Origin of the sequence: Lysobacter sp. (assembly GCF_035655815.1) — a bacterium.
GTDB lineage: Bacteria > Pseudomonadota > Gammaproteobacteria > Xanthomonadales > Xanthomonadaceae > Lysobacter_J.
In genome coordinates, this window is the sequence record NZ_DASRTS010000001.1 from 38,025 (window position 1) to 59,547 (window position 21,523).

The following is a 21,523-nucleotide window of genomic DNA, read 5'->3' on the forward strand; positions in this document are numbered from 1 at the left end:
CGACCGGCACCGCTCTCGCGGTGCCGGTCGGTAGTCCTGCATTACGGCATCAGCCCGCGCATGCGAGCGGGCTGACCTCGGCGGAAGTGGCCTTCGTCATTTCTTCCACCAGTCGCGCGACCAGCGCATCCACCTGTGCCTCCGCCGCGGCGATGGAAGCCTGCAGCCGCTCGTCGCGGAATTCGTCGTACTCGATCGCGATGCAGTCCGCGCGGGCGATGCCGATGTAGCGCAGTGGCGTGATCACGCCGGCCTCGACGTGGTTGTCGGCGTGCAGGCGCTGGCCGGGGTCGTAGCCGTGGTCGCCGCGCGCGCCCAGCAGCACCAGCCGCTTGCGCTGGTCGGCAAGCAGCGGCCAGTACGGTTCGCCCGCGCGCTGGCGGTCGAAGCCGAACGTGCGACCCACGCGGACGATGTTGTCGATCCACGCCTTGAGCGTGGACGGCATGCCGAAGTTGTACATGGGCGCGCCGATCACGATGACGTCGGCGGCGATGAGTTCGTCGATGAGGGTGTCGCTCTCGGCCAGCACGTCGTGCATCCACGGTTCGCGCTGCGCCGGCGGGGTGAACGCGGCATGCACCCACTGCCCGGTCACCGGCGTCGGCGGCTGCAGCGCCAAGTCGCGATGGATCACGGTGTCCAGCGGCCGGTGCGACCGCCATTGCCTGATGAAGCGGGCCGACAGCCGGCGCGTGTGGGAGCCGTGCGGGTGTTCGTCGGAGCCGCCGGGGCGCGCGCTGGAGTCGATGTGCAGAAGCCTGATCATGGTTCACCTGTGGGTGGTGGGTGTGCACAGGTTTGCCCCTAAGATATCGGCCGTAAAACGATCATTGCGCATCCGTCGGATGCATTGGATTCAGGCATGAGCGCCCGTCATCTGCCGCCGCTGACCGCGTTGCGGGCCTTCGAGGCCGCCGCACGGCACCTGAGCTTCAAGCACGCCGCGACCGAGCTGTCGCTCACGCCCACGGCCATCAGCCATCAGATCCGCCAGCTGGAGGACCGCCTGGGCGTGCCGTTGTTCGTGCGCGGCACCCGGCGCGTGGACCTGACGCCGGCGGGACAGAGCCTGTTCCCCGCGCTGCGCGACGGGTTTGACGCGATGGAGCGGGCGGTGCGCAACGTGCGCCCGCAGGCGCGGCAACGCGCGCTGGTACTGAGCACGACCATGGCGTTCGCCTCGCGGTGGCTGCTGCCGCGGCTGGCGCGGGCGCACCCGGGCATCGCGCTTCACCTGCATACCAGCGACGAGCCGGTCGACCTGCACGGTGGCGCCGCGCAACTGGCGATCCGCTATGGCCCGGGGCGATATCCCGGGCTGGAATCGACGCCGCTGTTGCCGTCGCGTTTCGCTCCGGTGTGCGCGCCGGCATTGCGCGTGCAGGGCGCGGACGATCTGGCGCGCGTGCCGCTGATCGGCTTCGAATGGTTCCGGCGCGATGCGGTCACGCCGGACTGGCCGCTCTGGTTCGAGCGCGCCGGCGTGGCGCCGCGCCCGCGGCAACTGCACTTCTCCGACGAGGTCCACGCCATCCAGGCGGCGATCGCCGGGCAGGGCATCGCGCTGGTCAACCTGGCGCTGGTGGAAGACGAACTGCGCGGCGGCCTGCTGTGCCAGCCGTTCGGGCCGGAACTGGCCGGGCACGCCTTCCATCTGGTGTGGCCGCAGGCGCTCGACGCGGATGCGGACGTGGTGCAGGTGCGCGAATGGTTGCTGGCCGAAGGCGCCACGTCGGCCTGAGCAGCGTCTGGCCGGATTGATTGCGGCGGTGGATTCCATGAACCTGCGGCATCCCGCCGGGCGATGACGGATGCATGCCGGCCACGTCCACCACCCGTCGACACGCGCATGAAACCTTCGACCGCGAGAACAGCCGTCATCGCCATCACCGCGTTCAACCTGCTCATGGTGGGGCTGTCGTCGCTGCTGGCGGTGCATGGCGATGGCAGCCACGACAGCATGGTCCTGGTGCTGGCGCTGGGATCGTTGTGGGTCTTCGCGTTCGCCGCACGCGCTGGCGTGCTGGTCAGGCGGGGCGATCATGCCGAGGCGGTCGATTTCAACGCGAAGTGCCTGGTGTACGGGTTGCTGGTCGTCGCGGTGCTGGCGCCGCTTGCCGCCGTGGTCGTGGAGGGCCTGTCGTGAGAGGCAGGCAGCCCCGGCCTTCCGGCGCATGAAGGACCGCCGGCGCCACTGCAGAATGGATCGCGAACATGCACCGGAGTGCGCCCGCGGATGCGGACGCACCGGCAGTCCAGCCAAGGGGATCAGGTGACCGGTCGGAGCGACCAGCCAAACGGCCCCGGCGGCCGGACGACGGGACGGCGCGTGCGCGCCGTCGCGACGCTGCTCGCGTGCCTGCTGCTGTCGCTGGTCAACGTTGCGCACGCGCTGGACGCCACGCGCCGCATCGGCCAGTTCCACCACACCGCGTGGACGGTGAAGGAAGGCGCGCCGGGTCAGATCACCGCGCTGGCGCAGACGCGCGACGGTTACCTGTGGCTGGCCACGCAGATCGGCCTGTTCCGCTTCGACGGCGTGCAGTTCGAGCGCTTCGATCCGCCCGACTCCAACGCGTTTCCCGCGACCAGCATCTCCACGCTGTACGCACCCGACAGCGGTGGGCTGTGGATCGGATTCCGCTACGGCGCCGTGAGCTTCCTGCAGGGCGACACGCTGACGCATTACGGCGAGGCGCAGGGCCTGCCGACCAGCACCGTGTTCCGATTCGCACAGGACCAGGGCGGCACACTGTGGGCGGCCACGTTCACCGGCCTGGTGCGCCTGCAGGGCAGCCGCTGGGAGCGACTGGGCGCGCAGTGGCGCTTTCCCGGTCGCCAGGCGCGCACGGTGTTCGTCGATCGCGCGGGCACGCTGTGGGTGGCGACGGAGCAGGGCGTCGCCTTCCTGCGCAAGGGGCACACCGTCTTCGAAAGCGTCGATGCGCAGGTCGGACGCATCAGCCAGATCGCGCAGGCGCCCGACGGCGGCATCTGGATCGCCGAGTCCGACGGCGCCGTGCGCCAGCTCCCGCTGGATGGCCGCACGGCGACGACGCAGGCACTGGCGCAGCCCTCGGCCGGGCTGCTGTTCGATCGCGACGGTGCACTGTGGGCGACGACGCTGGGCGAAGGCCTGCATCGCCTGCAGTACCCGACGGTGCCGCGCACGGACGGCGCCGATGCGCAGGACGCCGCATTCGAAGCGTTCCGCCGCATCGACGGGCTCAGCTCGGACTACGTGCACCCGGTGCTGGAAGATCGCGAGGGCAACCTGTGGATCGGCAGCAGCCGCGGGCTCGACCGCTTCCGCCATTCCAACGTGATGCCGGCGCTGCTGCCGGACGGCGCGCAGGATTTCGCGATCGGGGCGGGCCGTGCCGGGTCGGTGCTGATCGGCAGTCGCAACAATCCGCTGATGCGGCTGAAGGGGCATCGCATCGAGTTCCTCGACCTGGCGCCTCCGATCACCGCGGTGCACCGCGACCACGATGGCGTCACGTGGCTGGGCGGGCCGAACGGCCTGTGGGCCCTGCAGGACGGACGGCTGCGCGAAGTCACTGCGTTGCCGATCGAGAACTACTCCGGCGTGCAGGCGATCGCGAAGGCCCGCGACGGCGCGCTGTGGGTGTCGCTGAACACGCCGGGCGTATGGCGGCTGCAGGACGGCCGGTGGCGGCACTTCCGCGATCTGGCGGGCATGCCCGATGGCGCATCGCCGCTCACGCTGCTGTGCGCCGCCGACGGCACGCTGTGGATGGGCTTCGCGCGCAACAGCATCAGTCTGATGAAGGACGGCGCGCTGCGCGAACTCGGGGCGGCGCAGGGCCTGTCGGTCGGCAACGTGACCGCGCTGACCGAAAGCGCGGGCGGCATCTGGATCGGCGGCGAGCGCGGCTTGGCGCGATTTGCCGGCGGAAGGCTGCGCAGCATGCAGACAGGCGAGGCCAGCGCCTTCCGCGGCATTACGGGCATTGTCCAGGGCCGCAATGGCGACCTGTGGTTGAACGGCGCGCGCGGAATCCTGCGCGTGCCGGCGAACGCCACCGCGCATTTGTTCGATGATGCGGGCCGGCAGCCGCGCTATGAGCGGTTCGACTTCCTCGATGGCGTGCCGGGCATTCCCGCGCAATTCCGGCCCATTCCGACGGCGGTGGAAACCGGCGATGGCTGGCTCTGGTTCGCGACCACCGGCGGCGTGGTGTCGATCGACCCCGCTTCGCTCCGTCGCAACACGATTCCGCCGCCGGTGCGGATCCGTTCGGTCAGTGCGGACCAGCAGGCGTTCCGTCCCGGCAAGGGCGTGGTGGAACTGCCCGCGGGCATCCGCAACCTGCAGATCGGCTATACCGCGTTGAGCCTGTCCATCCCTGAGCGCGTGCGCTTCCGCTACCGGCTGGAAGGCCACGACACCGCGTGGCAGGAGGCCGGCAACCGGCGCATGGCGTTCTACAGCGATCCGCCGCCGGGCACGTACACCTTCCGCGTGGTCGCGGCCAACAACGACGGCGTGTGGAACGAGGTCGGCGATTCGCTGACGCTGACCATCGCGCCTCTGTACTACCAGACGCTGTGGTTCCGCGTGCTGTGCGTGCTGCTGGTGCTGTCGATCGCGTGGATCGCGTACCTGCTGCGCCTGCGCCACCTGGCGCACCAGATCCGCCTGCGCCTGCGCGAACGCTACGGTGAGCGCGAACGCATCGCCCGCGAGCTGCACGACACGCTGCTGCAGGGCACGCAGGGCCTGATCCTGAGGTTGCACGCGGCCAGCCAGGGGCTGCGCGAGGACGACCCCGTGCGGCAGGACCTGGACAAGGCCATGGATCTGGCCGAACGCGCGCTGGCCGAGGGCCGCGATCGCGTGCGCGGCCTGCGCGGCGACGTGCAGTACTGGCACGACCTCGGCAATGCGCTGCTGCACGTGCGCGACGAGGTACAGGCCGAGCCGCTGCCGGACATGCGCCTGGTGGTGGAAGGAAAGCCCCGTCCGCTGCTGCCGGGCATCGCCGAAGAGCTGTACCTGATCGGCCGCGAGGCGGTGCTCAACGCACTGCATCACGCATCCGCTGCCACGGTGGAGATCGAACTGGGCTACCACCCGCGCGAGCTGCGCCTGCGTGTGCGCGACGACGGAGTCGGCATGCCGGAGCACGCGCCAAGCCGCCCCGGCCACTGGGGCCTGGACGGCATGTACGAACGGGCCGAACGCATCGGCGGGCACCTCGACATCCTGTCGCGCGTCGGCGCAGGCACCGACGTGAACCTGCGCGTGCCCGCCGCGGCGGCCTATCCGCGCCGCCGGCCACGCTGGCAGGCGTTCCTGCGTCGACCGGACGGAAGCTGACGCGCGACCGGGTAAAGATTTCGACAGCCGCTGCGACGACGATGGGTTCTACTGGGGCAACGCCGCCGAGCGACGCGGTCGCGCGCCCGATGTGCCATGCGATCGCGCCTGCCTGATCGCCTCGTCTCTCCGCCGCAAGCTCGACCGCCCGAGGTCCATGTCCGATTTCTCGATCAATCCGCTGCTCGACACCGGCACCGTGACGGTCAAGGACGTGCGCTGCCGCGGCACCTGCCGCCACCGCAGCGCGGAGGAGTGCGCGCGCGCCACGCACCTGGTGTTCCCGTATCGCGGGCTGTACACGCGCCACGTCGGCAGCGAGCAGTCCGTCGCCGATGCCAACCACGTGCTGTTCTTCAATGCGGGCGAAGGCTACAGCGTCAGCCATCCGGTCGATGGCGGCGACTCCAGCCTGGTACTGGCGGTGTCGCAGGAGCTGCTGCGCGAACTCGCGCCGGCCGAACTGCTCCACAGCCACGAGGATCCGGCGTTCCGCATGCAGTCGCTGCGCATCGATCCGCGCGCGCAGGTGCTGGTGGCGCTGCTGCGCCACAGCCTGGACCGCCGCAGCATCGAACCGCTGGAGGCCGAAAGCCTGGCGCTCACCCTGGTGTGCCGCAGCCTGGGTCCGCGCACCACGCACGAGACCCGCGCCACGCAGGGTCGCCGGCGCCTGGTGGATCGCGTGAAGGTGCTGCTGGCCAGCGATCTCTCCCGGCAATGGAAGCTCGCCGACATCGCCGCGGAGATCGGCGGCTCGCCCGTGTACCTCACGCAGGCGTTCCAGCAGGTCGAGGGCGTGCCGCTGCATCGCTATCACCTGCGCCTGCGGCTGGCGCGCGCGCTGGATGGGCTGGCGCATTGCGAGGACGTTTCGGCGCTGGCGATGGACCTGGGCTTTTCCAGCCACAGCCATTTCACCGCCGCGTTCAAGCAGGCCTATGGCCGCACGCCGTCCGAGTTCCGCGCCGCCGCGCTGGCGAAGAGCGGCTGACGTTCGCTAAAGATTCCGACAGCCGCGGCGTGGTCGCGATGGTCTTCTGTGCATGCCCGAACTGCAGGGCGTGAACCGGAGCGTGTCATGAGCGAGAAGACCTGTGCGGTGTGCGATTACCCGCTGGACGGCAATGCCGTGGAAGTGACCATCGGCGGCCGCACCGTCGAGGTGTGCTGCGAGGAATGCGCGCAGAAGTTGCGCGAAGCCGGAGCGGAAGCGTGATGGACGCGCGCGGATTCTTCGAAGCGCGCCGCACGGCGACCACGCCTTCGGGCGTGGTCGGCTATGTCGAGCGCGGAAGCGGCCCGGTCGCGCTGTTCGTCCACGGCGTGCTGCTCAACGGCTATCTGTGGCGCCACCAGTTGCGTGAACTGTCCGACGTGCGCCGCTGCATCGCCGTGGACCTGCTGGCGCACGGCCATACTGACGCCGCCGACGGACAGGACGTATCGGTAACGGCCAATGCGCACATGCTGGCGCAGTTCCTCGATGCGCTGGGCATCGATCGCGTGGACCTGGTCGGCAACGACAGCGGTGGCGGCATCTGCCAGATCTTCGCGGCGCTGTATCCGCAGCGCCTGCGCAGCCTGACGCTGACCAACTGCGACGCGCACGACAACTGGCCGCCGGAAGCGTTCCAGGGCTTCGTCTCGATGGTGGCGGCCGGCGGACTGCCGGACACGCTCAAAGCGATGTGGAACGACCACGACGTCTACCGACAGGCACTGGCGCCCGCCTACGAGCGTCCCGACGACGTAAGCGACGAAACCATCACGACCTACCTGCGTCCCTTCATCGATTCGCCCACGCGGTTGCGTGAACTCGAACGCTTCGTCAACGCGTTCGACTGCCGGCATACGCTGGACATCGAGGACGGCCTGCGCAGGCTGGCGACGCCGACGCTGATCGCATGGGGCACGGACGACGTGTATTTCCCCGTGGAATGGGCGCGCTGGCTGCAGCAGACCATTCCGGGCGCGGTGCGTCGCGTCGACTTCGACGGCGCGCGCATCTTCTTCCCGGAGGAGCGCTGGGCCGACTTCAACCGCGAGCTGCGCGCGCACTGGGCTGCAGTGGATGGCGCGCTCGCCGCGACGAAGGACGAGAAGGCGCACGCATGAATCACGCACAGCATGAGCACGGCCGTGGCGAGGTCGCGGTGTACGGCGCCTACGGCCACACGGGGCGTTTCATCATCGACGAACTGCGGCGGCGCGGCTGGACGCCGATCGCGTGCGGTCGCGACGCGGGGAAGCTGGCGTCGCTGCTCGCGCGGTATCCGGAGCTGGAGGGCCGCGTGGCGGCCATCGACGATCCGGATGTACTCGACCGCGCCTTCGCCGGCGCGGTCGCGGTGATCAACGCGGCCGGTCCGTTCCTCGACACGGCCGAGCCGGTGCTGGAGGCGGCCCTACGCGCCGGCATCCACTACTTCGACACCAGCGCCGAGCAGCGCGCCGCCTTCACGGTGTTCGAGGACTACGCCGAACGCGCGCGGGCCGCGGGCATCGTGGCGATGCCGTCGGTCGCGTTCTACGGTGCACTGGCCGATCTGCTGGCTACCGCCGCGCTCGCCGACTGGCCGGACGCCGACAGCATCGACATCGCGGTCGGTCTGGACAGCTGGCATCCCACCGCCGGGACGCGCATCACCGGCACGCGCAACCACTGGCGACGCTGGGTGGTGGAAGAAGGCGAGCTGCAGGTGATTCCGGATCCGGCAACGACCGGCCGCTGGACCTACCCGGAACCGATGGGCGAGCAGGATGTCGTGCTGCTCACGCTGTCGGAAGTCGTCGCCATCGCGCGGCATTTGCGAAGCAGGCACGTGCGCTCGTACATGAACCTGGCGCCGCTGCACGACCTGCGCGATCCGCAGACGCCTTCGCCCGTGGCCAGCGACGAACGTGGCCGCTCCGGACAGCAGTTCATCGTCGACGTGCACGTTCGTCGCGGTGGACAGCTGCGGCGTGCCGTCGCACAGGGCCGCGACATCTACGCGGTGAGTGCGCCGCTGATCGTGGAGGCGATGGAGCGCGTGATGGCCGGCGACGTCGCGCCGGGCGCGTGGGCCGCCGGCGAGGCTTTCGACGCGCGCGACTTCCTCACCGCGCTGACGCCGGATTCGTTGTCGCTACGGATCGAAACGGAACGGACGCGAAGTGCTGACGGCGAAAGCGTGGACGCACTGTCGCCGCTCGCTGCGGGATGACGTGCTCGCGGATCAGCGCTGCGCCGTGGCGTCCGGTCCCAGCACGTCCCGGAAGAACTGCACGGCGTCCGCGTTGATCTGCCGGTGCAGCGCTTCACGGTCGATGCCGGGCGGGTCCTTGCACAGGACCGGCACGTTCTCGGCCATCGCCGGTCCGCACGGCGCAAGGAACACGTAATGATCCGCGCCGACGATGGCGCGAAAGCCGTGCAGGTTCGGCAGTCCGTCGCGCACCGGCAGCGCGTTGTAGGCGGGCAGCAGCACGCCGTCGGACATGGCCGCGTACAGCTGCACCGGCGCGGCGACGTCCTGCAGCGCCGCGCGGTCGAAGAAGATGCCCAGCGGCGCCATCACGAGACCGGCACGGATGCGCGCGTCGGCGGTGGGCGGCCGCTGCGTCAGCGGCTCGGCCTTCGCCGCGGGCTGCTGGCAGATCTCGACGTCATCGGCTTGCTCGCCGCAGTACATCGCGTGGCGCGAGAAATCCGGTTTCGCGCCGAGCAGCAACAGGCTGGTGTACCCGCCGGCGGAGAAGCCGGCCACGCCGATGCGGGTGGCGTCGATGTGCGGCGCCAGGCGCGGATCGGCCAGCAGCGTGTCGATCAGGGCGGACACCTGCCAGGCGCGGCCCAGCAGCACGCGCTCGGTGCCGAAGCCGCTCTGGTCGCGGTAGCTGTCGCCGGCGTGCTCGATGCTGGCCACGATGAAGCCAGCATCGGCCAGCGTCGTCGCGAGGTCGTGATGCCCCAGCGCGCCACCGCCGTGGCCATGCGAGATGAGCACCAGCGGAAAGCGCCCTTCTGCCATCGCCGCACCGGGCATCGCCCGTACGCCATACGAACCGAACGGCGTCACCGTGTCGGCGGGAACGTCGCGTGCCGGATGGAACACCATTGCCGGCATCGTCGTGCCGGTGGTCTTCTCGTGCACGTCGAGGGTAAGGACGCCGTTGCCTGCCAGCGCAGGCAGGGCCGCCGCACCCAGCAGCGTGGCCAGCGCGGCATGAAGAATGGGGAATCGCATGGATCGTCTTCCGTGAGGGATGCGCGACACGACACCATGCGGGCGACGGTGGCACCTGCGCCAAAGGTCATGGCGCCGACGCAGGCGGCCCTCACGGTCGCATGCGGCAACGACTCCATTACTCCGCGCGCGGCGCGTCGCCGCCCTCTGGCACGTACACCATGCGCCCGTCGGCCAGGCGGTACGTCACGCCGGCGCGCACTCCGCCGCCTTCGCCGATCTCGCCGGTGGATTCGTAGCGGGTCAGCTCCTCGCCGTCCTTCACCAGGATGCGCATGTCGGCTTCGCCCGGGTTCTCGACCACCACCACCTTGTCCTGCGAGAACGGATTGAGCGGGTTGCGCACGATCACGATCATCAGGATGCCGATCACCACCAGGAACAGGTCGATCAGGTTGACCACCGACAGGATCGGGTCGTCAGCCTCGTCGTGTTCGAGAAAGCGCATCAGGCCGCCTCCTGCAGCGCAGTGCGATGGTCCGCGCTGGAATGCGGGCGCTTGCGTTCGATGTCGCGCAGTTCCTGCAGCAGCCAGCGGCGGCGCACGGTGAGCACCAGGAAGCACAGGCTGGCGGCGACCAGCGCCAGGATGACGGCGGAGAACGCGACCACGAGGTTCTCGCCGACGGTGGCGGCATCGCCGCGCGTCAGCGCCAGCAGCGCCGGGCCCATCGGGATCATGGTGGCGACCAGGCCGAGCATCGGCGCGGTGCGCGAGACGATCCGCAGCCATTCCAGGCGCTTCATGATCCACAGCTCCATGTCGTCGCTGCCCGCACCGCTGCGCGCCTGCCAGCCCGCGAGCACCGAGCGGTGCCGGCCGCGACTGCGCTGCCACGCCTCCATCAGAAAGGCGCCCAGCACCACGAACGCATAGCCCAGCGACAGCAGGATCAGCAGCAGCACCGGCGCCAGGAACAGGTGCGAGAGGTCGTACAGGGTGGTTTCCAGCAGGTTCATCGGGTTGGCTCCGGGTGGATCGAAACGTGGGTCATGCGGCGCTGCCGCCATGCGCCCAGTGCCAGGCACAGGGCGAGCAGGGCCAGGCCGAACTGCGTGTGCCAGGGGCTGGCGACCGCGGATTCGGGCTGCGCGACCTCCTGCAGCACGCGTCCGCGCACCTGCGGCGGTGCGGGCTTCGCGGGTGTGGCCGCAGCGGAACTGGCGGAGGCGGATGCCGGTGGGGGCGCCGCTGCGCTTGCCGCATCGGATTGCGCCAGCGAAGCATCTGCGCCTAGGCCGAACCCGGGGCCGGACGGCATGCCCACGGTCGACTCGCTGCGTGCGTTGGTCATGGCGGCCAGTTCGCGCTGGCGCTGTTCCAGTTCGGACCGCGTGCGCGCGTCGGCATTCCAGTGACCGCGTTCGATCGCCTCGCGCATGCGCGTGATCATCTGCCGCTGTGCAGTCGGATTGGCGCGTTCGAACCACTCGTCGATGCCCAGCTTGCGCACGTCGCGCACGTAGGTGTCGTGGATCGCCTGCCACTGCGCGTCGCGCACCATCGATGGGTCGGTGAGCTGCCAGCCGAACAGGTTGTTGACCGTGTCCAGTACCTGCAGCGTGCCGGCGTAGCCTTCCTGCTGCATCGCCCGGATCCACTGCGGATTGAGCTGCCGGCTGCGCAGTTCCGCGGCGAGGAAGTGCTTCGCGCTGCTGGTGCGCGGCCGCTGCCCGCGCAGGTCCGACACGTACAGCGCAGGACTGGCGCCGTCGAGATGACGTACCGCCAGCGACAGGCCGCCGAGGTACTCGAACGGGTGGTCGGTGGACAGCATGCCGTGCAGGTTGGACGAACGCGCCAGCACCGCCGCCTGCACGCCGCGCAGCTGCTCGGCGAACAGGTTGCCCTGGTCCGCGCCGAGCGTGGTGCCCCAGTCGCTCGCGCCGTAGCCGTACTGCAGGCGCTCAAGGAAACCCTGCGCCAGCGCCTCGTCGCGCTTGTCGCCGGATTCGGCCAGTACCGCGTCTGGCAGCCCGCTGCCGTACTCGCCCGGCGCATTGCCGAACACGCGAAGCCGGGCAAGCTGCCGCGCGAGCTCGGGCGCCACGCCGCGTTCGATCAGTGTCCGCTCGACGGCCTCGCTGTTGCGTGCCACCGGATTCGTCGCCGCATCGCCTTGCGCGACAAGCCGGTCGATGGCCTGCGCGAGCATCCGCATGAAGCCGTCGAACTGGTCGCGATACACGCTGGTGACCTGCACCACGGCATCGATGCGTGGATGCTTCAGTTCACTATCGGGCACGATCTCCAGCGCGGTGACACGACCGCCCTCGTTCCAGACCGGACGCAGCCCGAGCGCGTGCAACACCTGGCTCTCCAGGACGCCGAGATGGCGTATTGCCTCGGACGACCACAGGCTGAAAGCGAGCTTCTCCGGAGTGCGTCCGCCATGCTCGTCGCGATACGCGGCCAGCAGTTGCGCCAGCGCCTCGCCACCGGCCTCATACGCTGCGCGCGTCGGGATCTTGTCCGGCTCGAACGGAAACAGGTTGCGGCCGCTGCGCACGTCGGGATTACGCACCGGGTCGCCACCGGCGCCGGGCCGCACGAAGCCGCCCTCCAACGCGGTCAGCAGCGATTCGATTTCCTGTGTGTCGGCCAGCGCGGCGTCGAATTCCTTCGCGCGACGCAGCAGTTCGCGCAGCGTGTCGTCGCGCACCTCGTCCAGCGACACGCCCTCGCGCAGGTGCCGGTGCAGCAGGCGATACGGTGGCGAGGCCTGCAGTTGCGTGTAGTCCTCGGCGAAGACCTCGGCCGGATCCAGTCCGAGCGCGCGGTAGTACGGCTCGCCCAGCTGCTGCATGACGGTCGCCAGGCGGTGTCCGGGCGCGGCCGCTTCGCCGAAGGTGTGCAGGCCCAGCGGCGTGGAGCTGCGCGCGAGCTCGTGCAGGTGATCGTGCAGTGCGTTGAAGAAGCCGGTGAAGTCGTCGCGTGCCGCGTCGCGCTGCCAGCCCATGTCGCCGATGAGGCCGGCGCGCTCCGCGGCGGCGAGCAACGCCTGCTGAGTGCGCGTGCGGACGCCACCGTCTTCCAGTTGCTGGTATTCGTGTACGAGCGCGTGCAGGTCGCGCAGTTCGTCGTAGAGCCCGGCGGGCGCGAACGCCGGCGTCTGGTGGCTGATGGTCACCGCGCGTCCGCGCCGCTTGGCCTGGACCGCTTCGCCGACGTTGTCCTGGATGTAGGGATAGAAGACCGGCAGGTCGCCCAGCGTGAGGAACGGGAAGTCGTTGACCCACAGCCCGCGGTCCTTGCCCGGCGTCCATTCCTGCGTGCCGTGCGTTCCGAAATGGATCAGCGCGTCGGCGCGGAAGCCTTCGCGCACGAAGAGATAGGTGGCCAGGTACAGGTGGCCGGGCAGCGAAGCCTGGTCGTGCGTGGCCTGGCCGACGCGTTCGGCGCGCGGCGGCTGCGGCATCACGACGAGGCGGTCCAGTCGCAGTCGCGGGATCACGAACATCGGTTCGCCATCGATTTCGCGCACGGCGGGATGCGTTTCGGGCGCACTCCAGCGAGCCAGCAGCGCATCACGCCGCTCGGCGGGCAGCGTCTGCAGCCACTGGCGGTAGCGCGCCACGGGAAAGGTCGCGGCCAGATCGCGCCGCAGCAGCTCGTCGAGCGTGTCGGGCCGGTACAGTCCGCCGAGCATCGCCTGCGCATCGGCGATGAGTTGCGCTTCACCGGTCGGAGGCACGCGGTAACCCGCTTCCGCCAACCGTTGCGTGAGCCGCTCCAAGCTGCGCGGCACGTTGAGGTGCGAGGCGGACAGGTTCTTCTCGCCTGCGGGATAGTTCCAGAACATCAGCGCCAGCGACTTGTGCGCCGCGGGCTTGCGTCGCAGCGCGACCAGCCGCGCTAGCTTCGCTGCGAGCGCCTCGACCTGTTCGGCGATCGGCACTGGTTCGCCATGTTCCACCGCGCCGACTACCAGCGTATCGCTCATGCCCCAGCCTTCGGGCACCGCGAGGAACGTCGCCACCAGCGGCATCGCCACGCCCTGCGATGCGGCGCGCCAGGCCTGCGGCGTTCCCTGCCGATGGTTGAGCGTCTGCAACACCGGCACGCCGAGACGTTCGAACTCCTGACGCCGTGCTTCGCCGTTCTGCAGGTGGGTGAAATTGACGATGGCGTCGACACTGAGGCCCTGCAGCGCCTTGCCGAGCGCGTCCGCAGAGCCGGCGTCGAACCACACCGCGACCCCATTGACGCCGTGCGCCTGGCTGCGTTCGATCGCGGCATCCACGATCGCGGTCTGCATGGACGTTACCATGCCGGGTGCGATCAGCATCGCCACGGTCGGCGCATCTGCGGGCGTGCCGCGTTCGCCGCGCCATGCCAGATAGGCCGCTGCGTCGGCGAACACGCGCGGCGCCCACGGATGATGGAAGCCCGTCTGTGGAAGCGCCTGCGGCGGCGGAATCGTGGACGTGTCCGCGCCCTCGCGCTGTGCGGCGAGGTAATCGATCAACGCACGGAAGTTGGCCTCACCGCCGGCGCCGTAGTAGCCGATCACGCGGCGTGCCTGATCGGCAGGCAGCGCACCGAAGCTGGGCGCGCCGCCACCGACCTGCACCCACGGAACCTCCGCGCGTTCCAGCGCATCGCCGAGCGCCTCGCGTACCTGCGCGGCGTCGGAAGGGCGCGGCGTGTCCAGAATGGCCACGTCGGTGTCGCGCAGCCATTGCGACGGGTCGCCATCGGCGCGTTCCGCCGCGACGTGGCGGAACACGACGCCCTTGTCGCGGCCCCATGCGGACAGACGTGCCGTCTTGCCGGGAAGCACGAAATCGTTGGCGACGACAGTGACGCGCACCGGGACCGCGGCCGCGCGTTCCTGTGTCGCCGCCGACAGCGGCAGGAGCGACGCCAGCGCCAGCCCCAGCCACCACCACGCTGAACTGAGCCGGCGCATCAGAAGCTCAGTGTCAGGCCGACGTTGTAGTAGCGGCCGGTTTCCGGATACGGATACAGCGCCGAACTCTCGTCGAGGCGCTCATCGGCCAGGTTCTCGATGCTGGCGCGCAGGCTCAGCGTTTCACTGATGCGATAGCCGACGTCGAGCGACCACAACGTGTACGCAGGCAGCCGCAACCGCTGCGTGCCCGACAACTGCCACTGCGTGCCCACATATTCCGAGCGCAAGCCCGCACGCAGCGCCTGCGTGGGCGTCCAGGCCAGCGTCGCCGCGCCGCTGTGTTGCGGGCGTTCGTTGAGCGGCAGGCCGGTGGTGCGGTCGCGTGTCTCGAGCCAGGTGGCGTTGGCATCCAGTCGAAGCTGCGCGGGCAGGTCGACTCCGCCGCTCAGCTCCACACCGCGCAGGCGCGCTTCGGCGACGTTGACGTAGTTGCGTACCTCGCGACCGCGCACGCCGCACGCCGACACGCAGATCGTCTGGATCAGGTCTTCCAGTTCGTTGTGGAAGGCCGTTGCACCCAGCGACCAGCCATCGCCGTGGCGCGTTGCGGCCAGCTCGTACGAGGTCGCGGTTTCCGGCTTGAGGTCCGGGTTGCCGAAGATGGTGAAGCGGCCGCCGCCGCCCACCGCCGAATACTGCGGCGAGAGTTGCTTCAGCGTCGGTGCCTTGAAGCCGCTGCCCATGCCGCCCTTCAGCGTCCACGCCGCGCTTGGATGCCACACCGCATAGGCGCGCGGGCTGTGGTGCCAGCCGAACTGCGGGTGATGGTCGGCGCGGTCGCCCAGCACCAGCGACGCATCCGGTGTCAGCGTGATTTCGTCCTGCACGAACAGCGCGCGCTGCACCGAGTCCGCATGTGCGAGTGCATTGACGGTGGCGTCGGTGAGTTCCTCTCGGCGCCATTCGCCGCCTAGGCTGAGCCGGTGGTGCTGCCACAGTTGCGCGCTCACATGTCCATCGACGATGTCCTCGCGCAGGCGCTGCGGCCGCGTCGGCTCGCCGCGCGACCGCGTGTTGTCGCGGTCCAGCGTGGAGCGATATGCGCGCAACGCGCTGTCGCCCCAGGTCCAGTTGCCGCGATGGGTCAGCGAGGTCTGGCTTCGCTCGATGTGGTCGCGGGTTTCGTAAACATAGGCGGGCGTGCCCGACTGCATCGCATCGCGCCAGCGTTCCTCGCGTCCTTCCAGATGGGTCAGGTCGATGCGCTGCGCGTCGTCCGGCGTCCAGCTGACCGTCAGGCTGCCGTTGTCGGCATCGCGTCCTTCCTGTTCGGTGAGGCGCGCGTCGGAGGGATCGACGGTGGTCTCCTTGCGCCGGGACTCGGCCTGGAAACTCATGCCCAGCACGCCGTCGACCAGCGGGCCGCCGGCATACACGCCGGCCTGCCACGCGTCGCCGCCGAGGTCGCCATCGACGCGGCCACCGTTGAACGTCGCGCTGCCCAGCCAGGTGTCGGTCGCGCTGCGGGTGATGACGTTGACCACGCCGCCCAGCGCCTCGGAGCCGTAGAGCGACGACATCGGACCGCGCACCACTTCGATGCGTTCGATCGCCTCGGCCGGCATCCAGCCCAAGTCGAAATCGGCGTGGGCGATCGCGTCGCTGGCGGCGTTGATGCGGCGCCCGTCGACCAGCACCAGCGTGTACTCGCTGTCCATGCCGCGGATGCGGATCCCGCGGCGGCCCAGCCCGATGCCGCCCACGGTCACGCCGGTGCTGCCGCGGACCGCGTCGGCCAGGTCCATCACCGGCCGCTGCTGCAACTGTTCGCGGGTGATGACCGAGATGGAGGCGGGTGCGTCGTCGAGCAGCCGCTCGGTGGCCGTGGCGGTCACCACGACCGCCGGAAGTTCGGACGCGACGCCGTTGGCGGCGGCAACGCCGGGCACGGCCAGCGCGACGGTCAGCGCGCGACCGGAGAGAAGCAATGCAGACATCGGAGTTCCCCTATTTCGATATGTTATAACATATCAATTTACACAAGGATCCAGCCGATGAAACCCTCCGACGCACGTGTCTTCGATGCTTCGGCGATCGGTCTGTCGGGCCTGTGCCTGCTGCACTGCCTGGCCTTGCCAGTGCTCGGCGCGCTGTTGCCCGCGCTTGCGGCGTGGTCGCATGCGGAGTGGGTGCACGCCGCGTTCGTGCTGCTGGCCTTCCCACTGGCGGGACTCGCGCTGTGGCGTTCGCATCGCGTGCGCCCGTTGCCGGCGTGGCTGTGGGCGCTGAGTGCCTGCGGGCTGATTGCCCTGACGCTGGGCGCACTCGGATGGCCCGCCAAAACGTGGGAAACGCCGATCACCGTGGCCGGCAGCGCCATGCTGGCCGCTGCACACGTATGGAACTGGCGTCGGCGCCACGCACGCGAGCGCTCGTGCGCCTAGCCGCTTCCGCGGCGCGCCGGCAACACCTCACTTCTGATCGGACAACGCGTGACTTCCACCGCGACCCAACCCAATGGCGGACGCCTCGCCTCCATCGATCTGCTGCGCGGCGTCGTGATGCTGGTGATGCTGCTCGACCACGTCCGCGAGACGTTCTACCTGCACCGCCAGGTGGGCGACCCGATGGACGTGACGCAGGTCGAGCCGGCGCTGTTCGTCTCGCGCGTGCTCGCGCACCTGTGCGCACCGGTGTTCGTGTTCCTCACCGGGCTTTCGGCGTGGCTGTACGGCAGCCGCCAGCCACGACCGCGCGAAGCCGCCAGCGCGTTCCTGTTCAAGCGCGGCCTGTTCCTGATCGTGCTCGAACTGACGCTGGTGAACTTCGCCTGGACCGGGCGCTTTCCGCCGGACGTGATCTACCTGCAGGTCATCTGGGCGATCGGGCTGAGCATGGTCGCGCTCTCCGCATTGCTCTGGCTGCCGAGGGCGGCGCTGGTGACGTTCGGAATCCTCGTCATCGCCGCACACAACCTGCTCGATGGCGTGCAGGCCACACCCGGCACGGCATGGGACGCGCTGTGGTCGGTCCTGCACGAGCGAAACTGGATCGAACTGGGCGATCTGCGGCTGCGCACGTCGTATCCGGTGCTGCCGTGGATCGGCGTGATCGCGCTCGGTTATGCGGCGGGACCGTGGTATGGCGCGAACATGAGTACCGCTGCACGGCAAACGCGCCTGCTGATCGCGGGCGTCCTCGCGCTGTCGGCCTTCGTCGTGCTGCGCTGGATCGACGTGTATGGCGACGCGCCGCGACTCAGCGGTGGTGGTGCGCTGATGGATGCGATGAGCTTCTTCAACGTGACCAAGTACCCGCCGTCATTGCTGTTCTTGCTGCTGACCGTAGGCGTGGGCCTTTGGCTGTTGCGGCTGTTCGAAAATCCACGCCTGGCTCAGGCGCTCGCGCCGCTGGTCACCTTCGGTGCGGCGCCGATGTTCTTCTATCTGCTGCACCTGTACGTCCTGAAGCTGCTGTACGTGCTTGCGGAGCGCCTCATCGGACGCACCGACGGTGGCGTATTCTCGTTGCCGGACGTCGCATCGCTGTGGCTGGCAGCCGCGCTGGTCGCGCTGCTGCTGTACGTGCCGGTGCGATGGTTTGCGGCGTTGAAGGCGCGGCGTCGCGACCTGGCGTGGCTGCGCTACCTGTAGATCACGCCGCGTTGCTGCGCACCGAACTCGGCGGCAGGCCCATCACGCGCTTGAAGGCGCGGCTGAAGGACGCTTCGGAGTCGTAGCCCAGCCGGTCGGCGGCGACGGTCACGCGCATGCCCTCGTGCTGGATCCAGCGGCGTGCCTGCGACATCTTCACCTTGGTCACGTAACGCGCCGGGCTTTCGCCGACGGTGCGCGTGAACGTCTCGGCGAAGCGCGAGCGCGACACGCCCATCAGGTCGGCCAGCGCGTGCACGTTCCAGTCGCGCTCGGGTTCGGCGTGGATCGCGGCGATCACCTTGCCGATCTTCGGGCAGTGCACCGCGGCGATCCAGCCGGTCGAATCGCTGCAGCCGCACTCGACCCACGCGCGGATGATGCTGGCGGCCAGCACGTCGGCCAGCCGCGCGAGGATGCCGCACGCGCCGATGCGATCCAGCGAGACCTCGCGCTCCATCGCTTCCAGCAGCGTCAGCACGGCGGGATCGCGCTGCACCAGATCGCCGGCGTGCATCACGTCGGGCATCATCGCCAGCAGCGGATGCAGCGGGTCCAGGTTGAAGCGCATCGCGCCGCAGAACATCACGCTGGCCTGCGGGTCGCCCTGCGCTGCATCGCCCTGCGCCGCGTCCGAGCGCACCAGGTATATGTTCTCCGACACCGGCACGCGCGCGAGTGCGCCGATGTCGACCGAAGGCACGTCCGGTGCGCTCGCCATCACGTGGAAGCTTCCGCGCGGCAGCAGCACTGCCGAACCGGATTCCAGCCGCTTCCATTGCGTGCTCGGACTCCACAGCCAGGCGCCGCCGCGCGCGACGAAGTGGAAGCGCGCATCGCGTTGCGCCGGGAACGCGATGGCCCATGGCGCCTGCATCACGCAGCGCCCGTATTCCACCCCGTCCAGGCGCAGGCCCAGCAGGACCTGGCTGAGCATGTCGCGGCCTTCGGCGGTCGGCATGGACGGCGGAAGGCTGGAGGAATAGTCAAGCATTGGGGAATTTCCGGTATGGAAACGCCTGAATCTTACTCCTAACCTGCCGTTCCCCCACAGCATCGCGACACTTGTGACCACACCTGCCTGTTCCGCCTGCGCCGACGACGGCGCGCTGCCGCAAGCCCTTCCCGCCGCGAACTGGCCGGCCGTGATCTCCCTGACGCTGGGCGTGTTCGGCCTGGTCACGGCGGAGTTCCTGCCCGCCAGCCTGCTGACCGAAATGGCCCGCGACCTGGGCGTGAGCGAAGGCGCCGGCGGGCAGACCGTCACCGCCACCGCGCTGGTCGGCGCCATCGCCGCGCCGTCCATTCCGGTGCTGACGCGGCGCATGGACCGGCGTGTCGTGATGCTCGCGCTGACCGTGCTGCTGCTGGCGTCCAACGCGATGGCGGTGTTCGCGCGCGATCTGTTCACGCTGCTGGCGGCGCGCGTGTTGCTGGGCATTTCGCTGGGCGGCTTCTGGTCGATGGCGGCGCCGCTGGCGATGCGCCTGGTGCCCGAGGATGCGTTCCCGCGGGCGATGTCGCTGATCCTCACGGGCGTGTCCGTCGCCACTGTGTGCGCGGCGCCGATCGGCGCGTGGATGGGCGACACCTGGGGCTGGCGCAGCGCCTTCGTCGCCGCGGGCGTGGTCGGACTGCTCACGCTGGTCGCGCAACTGCTCACGCTGCCCGCGCTGCCGCCCAGGGCGCAGCCGGATCTGCGCGTGCTGGGACGGTTGCTGACGCGGCCGGCCGTGCGCACCGCGCTGCTGGCCGTGCTGCTGGTGATCTCGGGTCATTTCGCCGGCTTCACCTACATCCGCCCGCTGATGGAGGACGTTGCGCATCTGTCCATCGGCGCGATTTCCGCAGTGCTGCTGGGTTATGGCATCGGTGGCTTCTTCGGCAACCTCGCCGGCGGCTACGTTGCCGGCCGCAGCGAGCGCCACGCCATCGTGCTGGGCAGCGTGCTGATCGCCGCGCTGGCGGTGGCCCTGTTGCTGGCGGGACATTCGGCGACCGTCGCGTCGGTGGCGATCGTGCTGTGGGGTTTCGCGTTCGGCGCGTTCCCGGTGGGCTTCCAGATCTGGATCGTGCGCGCCGCGCCCGACCAGGCCGAAGGGGCCAGCGGATTGCTGGTGGCCGCGTTCCAGACGGCCATCGCCACCGGCGCGATCGGCGGCGGCCTGCTGGTCGACGGGATCGGTGCGCTGGGCGCACCGCTGCTCGCCGCCGTCACGATGACGCTGGGCGCGCTGCTCACGCTGCGCTACGGTCCGCGCGGCGGTGCACCGCTGCCGACGCAGCCTGCGGCTATCTGACGATCTTCTTCCACCGAAAGGTCAACACATGTCCAACCCGAATCCAGTCAACCGCCGCATCGTGCTGGCCGCGCATCCGCAGGGCCTGCCGCAGCCGCGCGATTTCCGCCTCGAATCGCAGCCCGTACCCACGCCCGCCGAAGGCCAGGTGCTGCTGCGCACGCTGTTCCTCTCGCTCGATCCGTACATGCGCAATCTGATGGACAAGGTGGGGCCGGGTTATGCGCCGCCGGTTCCGCTGGGGGAGACGATGGTGGGCGGCACCGTCAGCCGGGTGGTTGCCTCGCGTCATCCGCGCTTCCGCGAAGGGCAGATCGTGCTGGGCAACGCCGGCTGGCAGGACTACGCGCTGTCGGACGGCAGCGGGCTGATGCCGCTGGATCAGCTGGAACGTCCGTCGCTCGCGCTCGGCGCGCTGGGCATGCCGGGCTTCACCGCCTACGTCGGGCTGCTCGACATCGGTGCACCGCAACCGGGCGAAACGGTGGTGGTCGCCGCGGCGACGGGCGGCGTGGGCGCGATGGTCGGCCAGATCGCCAGGCTGAAAGGCGCGCGTGTGGTCGGCATCGCCGGCGGAGCGGACAAGTGCCGTCATGCGGTGGAAGTGCTCGGCTTCGATGCCTGCCTGGACCATCGTGAAGCGGACCTGCGCGAGCGCCTCGCGGCCGCATGCCCGGACGGCATCGACGTGTACTTCGAGAACGTCGGCGGCGAGGTGCTCGACGCGGTGCTGCCGCTGCTGAACCTGCACGCCCGCATGCCGGTGTGCGGCTTCATCGCGCATTACAACGAAGCCACGCCGTCCACCGGGCCGGACAAGCGCACGCAACTGCTCGCGACCGTGCTGCAGAAGCGCGTGCGCATGCAGGGCTTCATCATCCTGGACCACTACGCCGACCGCTTCGCGGCGTTCCAGCGCGACATGGCGCAATGGATCGCCGACGACCGCATCCGGCCGGTCGAGCACATCGTCGATGGACTGGAACACGCGCCCGACGCCTTCATCGGCCTGCTGCAGGGACGGCACCTGGGCAAGGTGGTCGTGCACGTGGAGGATGACAGCAGCAGTCTTCAGTCCGTGCCTGCGGATTCGTCTGCCGCGTAGCGCCGGCCGCTCCGTTGCTGGAGGCTCGTA

18 protein-coding genes are annotated in these 21,523 nt (G+C 69.6%); 11 read left to right on the forward strand and 7 right to left on the reverse strand.

Features of this window, described 5'->3' with window-relative positions; genetic code table 11:
• Nucleotides 1-49: 49 nt before the first annotated feature.
• Nucleotides 50-769, reverse strand: a complete 720-nt coding sequence (locus VFE83_RS00205) for an FMN-dependent NADH-azoreductase (RefSeq protein WP_324902847.1) — start codon at nucleotides 767-769, stop codon at nucleotides 50-52.
• A 96-nt stretch (nucleotides 770-865) separates the two neighbouring features.
• Between VFE83_RS00205 and VFE83_RS00210 the strand changes: the two genes are divergently transcribed.
• The 7 genes from VFE83_RS00210 (at nucleotide 866) to VFE83_RS00240 (ending at nucleotide 8,556) form a co-directional block, all read left to right on the forward strand.
• Nucleotides 866-1,744 carry a LysR substrate-binding domain-containing protein gene (locus tag VFE83_RS00210; RefSeq protein WP_324902848.1) on the forward strand — a complete coding sequence of 293 codons (879 nt, stop codon included), beginning with the start codon at nucleotides 866-868 and terminating at the stop codon, nucleotides 1,742-1,744.
• A 108-nt stretch (nucleotides 1,745-1,852) separates the two neighbouring features.
• On the forward strand, nucleotides 1,853-2,149 hold the full coding sequence (locus VFE83_RS00215) for a hypothetical protein (protein WP_324902849.1): 297 nt from the start codon (nucleotides 1,853-1,855) through the stop codon (nucleotides 2,147-2,149).
• A gap of 183 nt (nucleotides 2,150-2,332) precedes the next feature.
• A complete protein-coding gene (locus tag VFE83_RS00220) occupies nucleotides 2,333-5,347 on the forward strand; it encodes a sensor histidine kinase (protein WP_324902850.1) in 3,015 nt (1,004 codons plus the stop codon).
• A 157-nt stretch (nucleotides 5,348-5,504) separates the two neighbouring features.
• Nucleotides 5,505-6,341, forward strand: coding sequence for an AraC family transcriptional regulator (locus tag VFE83_RS00225; protein ID WP_324902851.1), 837 nt, complete (start codon nucleotides 5,505-5,507; stop codon nucleotides 6,339-6,341).
• An 87-nt stretch (nucleotides 6,342-6,428) separates the two neighbouring features.
• Nucleotides 6,429-6,566: a hypothetical protein gene (locus VFE83_RS00230; RefSeq protein WP_324902852.1), complete on the forward strand. Its 138-nt coding sequence runs from the start codon at nucleotides 6,429-6,431 to the stop codon at nucleotides 6,564-6,566.
• Nucleotides 6,566-7,465, forward strand: coding sequence for an alpha/beta hydrolase (locus tag VFE83_RS00235; RefSeq protein ID WP_324902853.1), 900 nt, complete (start codon nucleotides 6,566-6,568; stop codon nucleotides 7,463-7,465). Before VFE83_RS00230 ends, VFE83_RS00235 begins: the two co-directional genes overlap by 1 nt.
• Complete coding sequence (locus VFE83_RS00240) at nucleotides 7,462-8,556, forward strand: saccharopine dehydrogenase family protein (protein WP_324902854.1); 1,095 nt, start codon at nucleotides 7,462-7,464, stop codon at nucleotides 8,554-8,556. Before VFE83_RS00235 ends, VFE83_RS00240 begins: the two co-directional genes overlap by 4 nt.
• Nucleotides 8,557-8,568: 12 nt before the next feature.
• Here VFE83_RS00240 and VFE83_RS00245 read toward each other — a convergent pair whose 3' ends face one another.
• The 5 genes from VFE83_RS00245 to VFE83_RS00265 form a co-directional block, all read right to left on the reverse strand.
• Nucleotides 8,569-9,579 carry a hypothetical protein gene (locus tag VFE83_RS00245; protein WP_324902855.1) on the reverse strand — a complete coding sequence of 337 codons (1,011 nt, stop codon included), beginning with the start codon at nucleotides 9,577-9,579 and terminating at the stop codon, nucleotides 8,569-8,571.
• 118 nt (nucleotides 9,580-9,697) lie between these two features.
• Entirely contained in the window at nucleotides 9,698-10,027 is a 330-nt protein-coding gene (locus tag VFE83_RS00250) for a DUF2149 domain-containing protein (protein WP_324902856.1), read from the reverse strand.
• Nucleotides 10,027-10,539 carry a MotA/TolQ/ExbB proton channel family protein gene (locus VFE83_RS00255; protein ID WP_324902857.1) on the reverse strand — a complete coding sequence of 171 codons (513 nt, stop codon included), beginning with the start codon at nucleotides 10,537-10,539 and terminating at the stop codon, nucleotides 10,027-10,029. The genes VFE83_RS00250 and VFE83_RS00255 overlap by 1 nt, the downstream gene beginning before the upstream one ends.
• Nucleotides 10,536-14,492 (reverse strand): cobaltochelatase subunit CobN, encoded by a 3,957-nt coding sequence (cobN, locus tag VFE83_RS00260; protein WP_324902858.1) that lies wholly within the window; start codon nucleotides 14,490-14,492, stop codon nucleotides 10,536-10,538. Before cobN ends, VFE83_RS00255 begins: the two co-directional genes overlap by 4 nt.
• The gene (locus tag VFE83_RS00265; RefSeq protein WP_324902859.1) at nucleotides 14,492-16,432 is read right to left on the reverse strand and encodes a TonB-dependent receptor domain-containing protein; all 1,941 of its coding nucleotides are present in this window, start codon (nucleotides 16,430-16,432) and stop codon (nucleotides 14,492-14,494) included. The genes cobN and VFE83_RS00265 overlap by 1 nt, the downstream gene beginning before the upstream one ends.
• A gap of 57 nt (nucleotides 16,433-16,489) precedes the next feature.
• On the opposite strand from VFE83_RS00265, the gene VFE83_RS00270 reads away from it, so the two are divergent.
• Both VFE83_RS00270 and VFE83_RS00275 read left to right on the forward strand, forming a co-directional pair.
• Nucleotides 16,490-16,879, forward strand: coding sequence for a MerC domain-containing protein (locus tag VFE83_RS00270; protein WP_324902860.1), 390 nt, complete (start codon nucleotides 16,490-16,492; stop codon nucleotides 16,877-16,879).
• Between the two features lie 48 nt (nucleotides 16,880-16,927).
• Nucleotides 16,928-18,088 carry a DUF1624 domain-containing protein gene (locus tag VFE83_RS00275; RefSeq protein WP_414674663.1) on the forward strand — a complete coding sequence of 387 codons (1,161 nt, stop codon included), beginning with the start codon at nucleotides 16,928-16,930 and terminating at the stop codon, nucleotides 18,086-18,088.
• 1 nt (nucleotide 18,089) lies between these two features.
• On the opposite strand, the gene VFE83_RS00280 is transcribed toward VFE83_RS00275, so the two are convergent.
• Nucleotides 18,090-19,082, reverse strand: coding sequence for an AraC family transcriptional regulator (locus VFE83_RS00280; protein ID WP_324902861.1), 993 nt, complete (start codon nucleotides 19,080-19,082; stop codon nucleotides 18,090-18,092).
• Between the two features lie 73 nt (nucleotides 19,083-19,155).
• On the opposite strand from VFE83_RS00280, the gene VFE83_RS00285 reads away from it, so the two are divergent.
• Nucleotides 19,156-20,388 carry an MFS transporter gene (locus tag VFE83_RS00285; RefSeq protein ID WP_324902862.1) on the forward strand — a complete coding sequence of 411 codons (1,233 nt, stop codon included), beginning with the start codon at nucleotides 19,156-19,158 and terminating at the stop codon, nucleotides 20,386-20,388.
• Nucleotides 20,389-20,416: 28 nt separating this feature from the next.
• Nucleotides 20,417-21,493 carry an NADP-dependent oxidoreductase gene (locus VFE83_RS00290; RefSeq protein WP_324902863.1) on the forward strand — a complete coding sequence of 359 codons (1,077 nt, stop codon included), beginning with the start codon at nucleotides 20,417-20,419 and terminating at the stop codon, nucleotides 21,491-21,493.
• Nucleotides 21,494-21,523 lie beyond the last annotated feature (30 nt).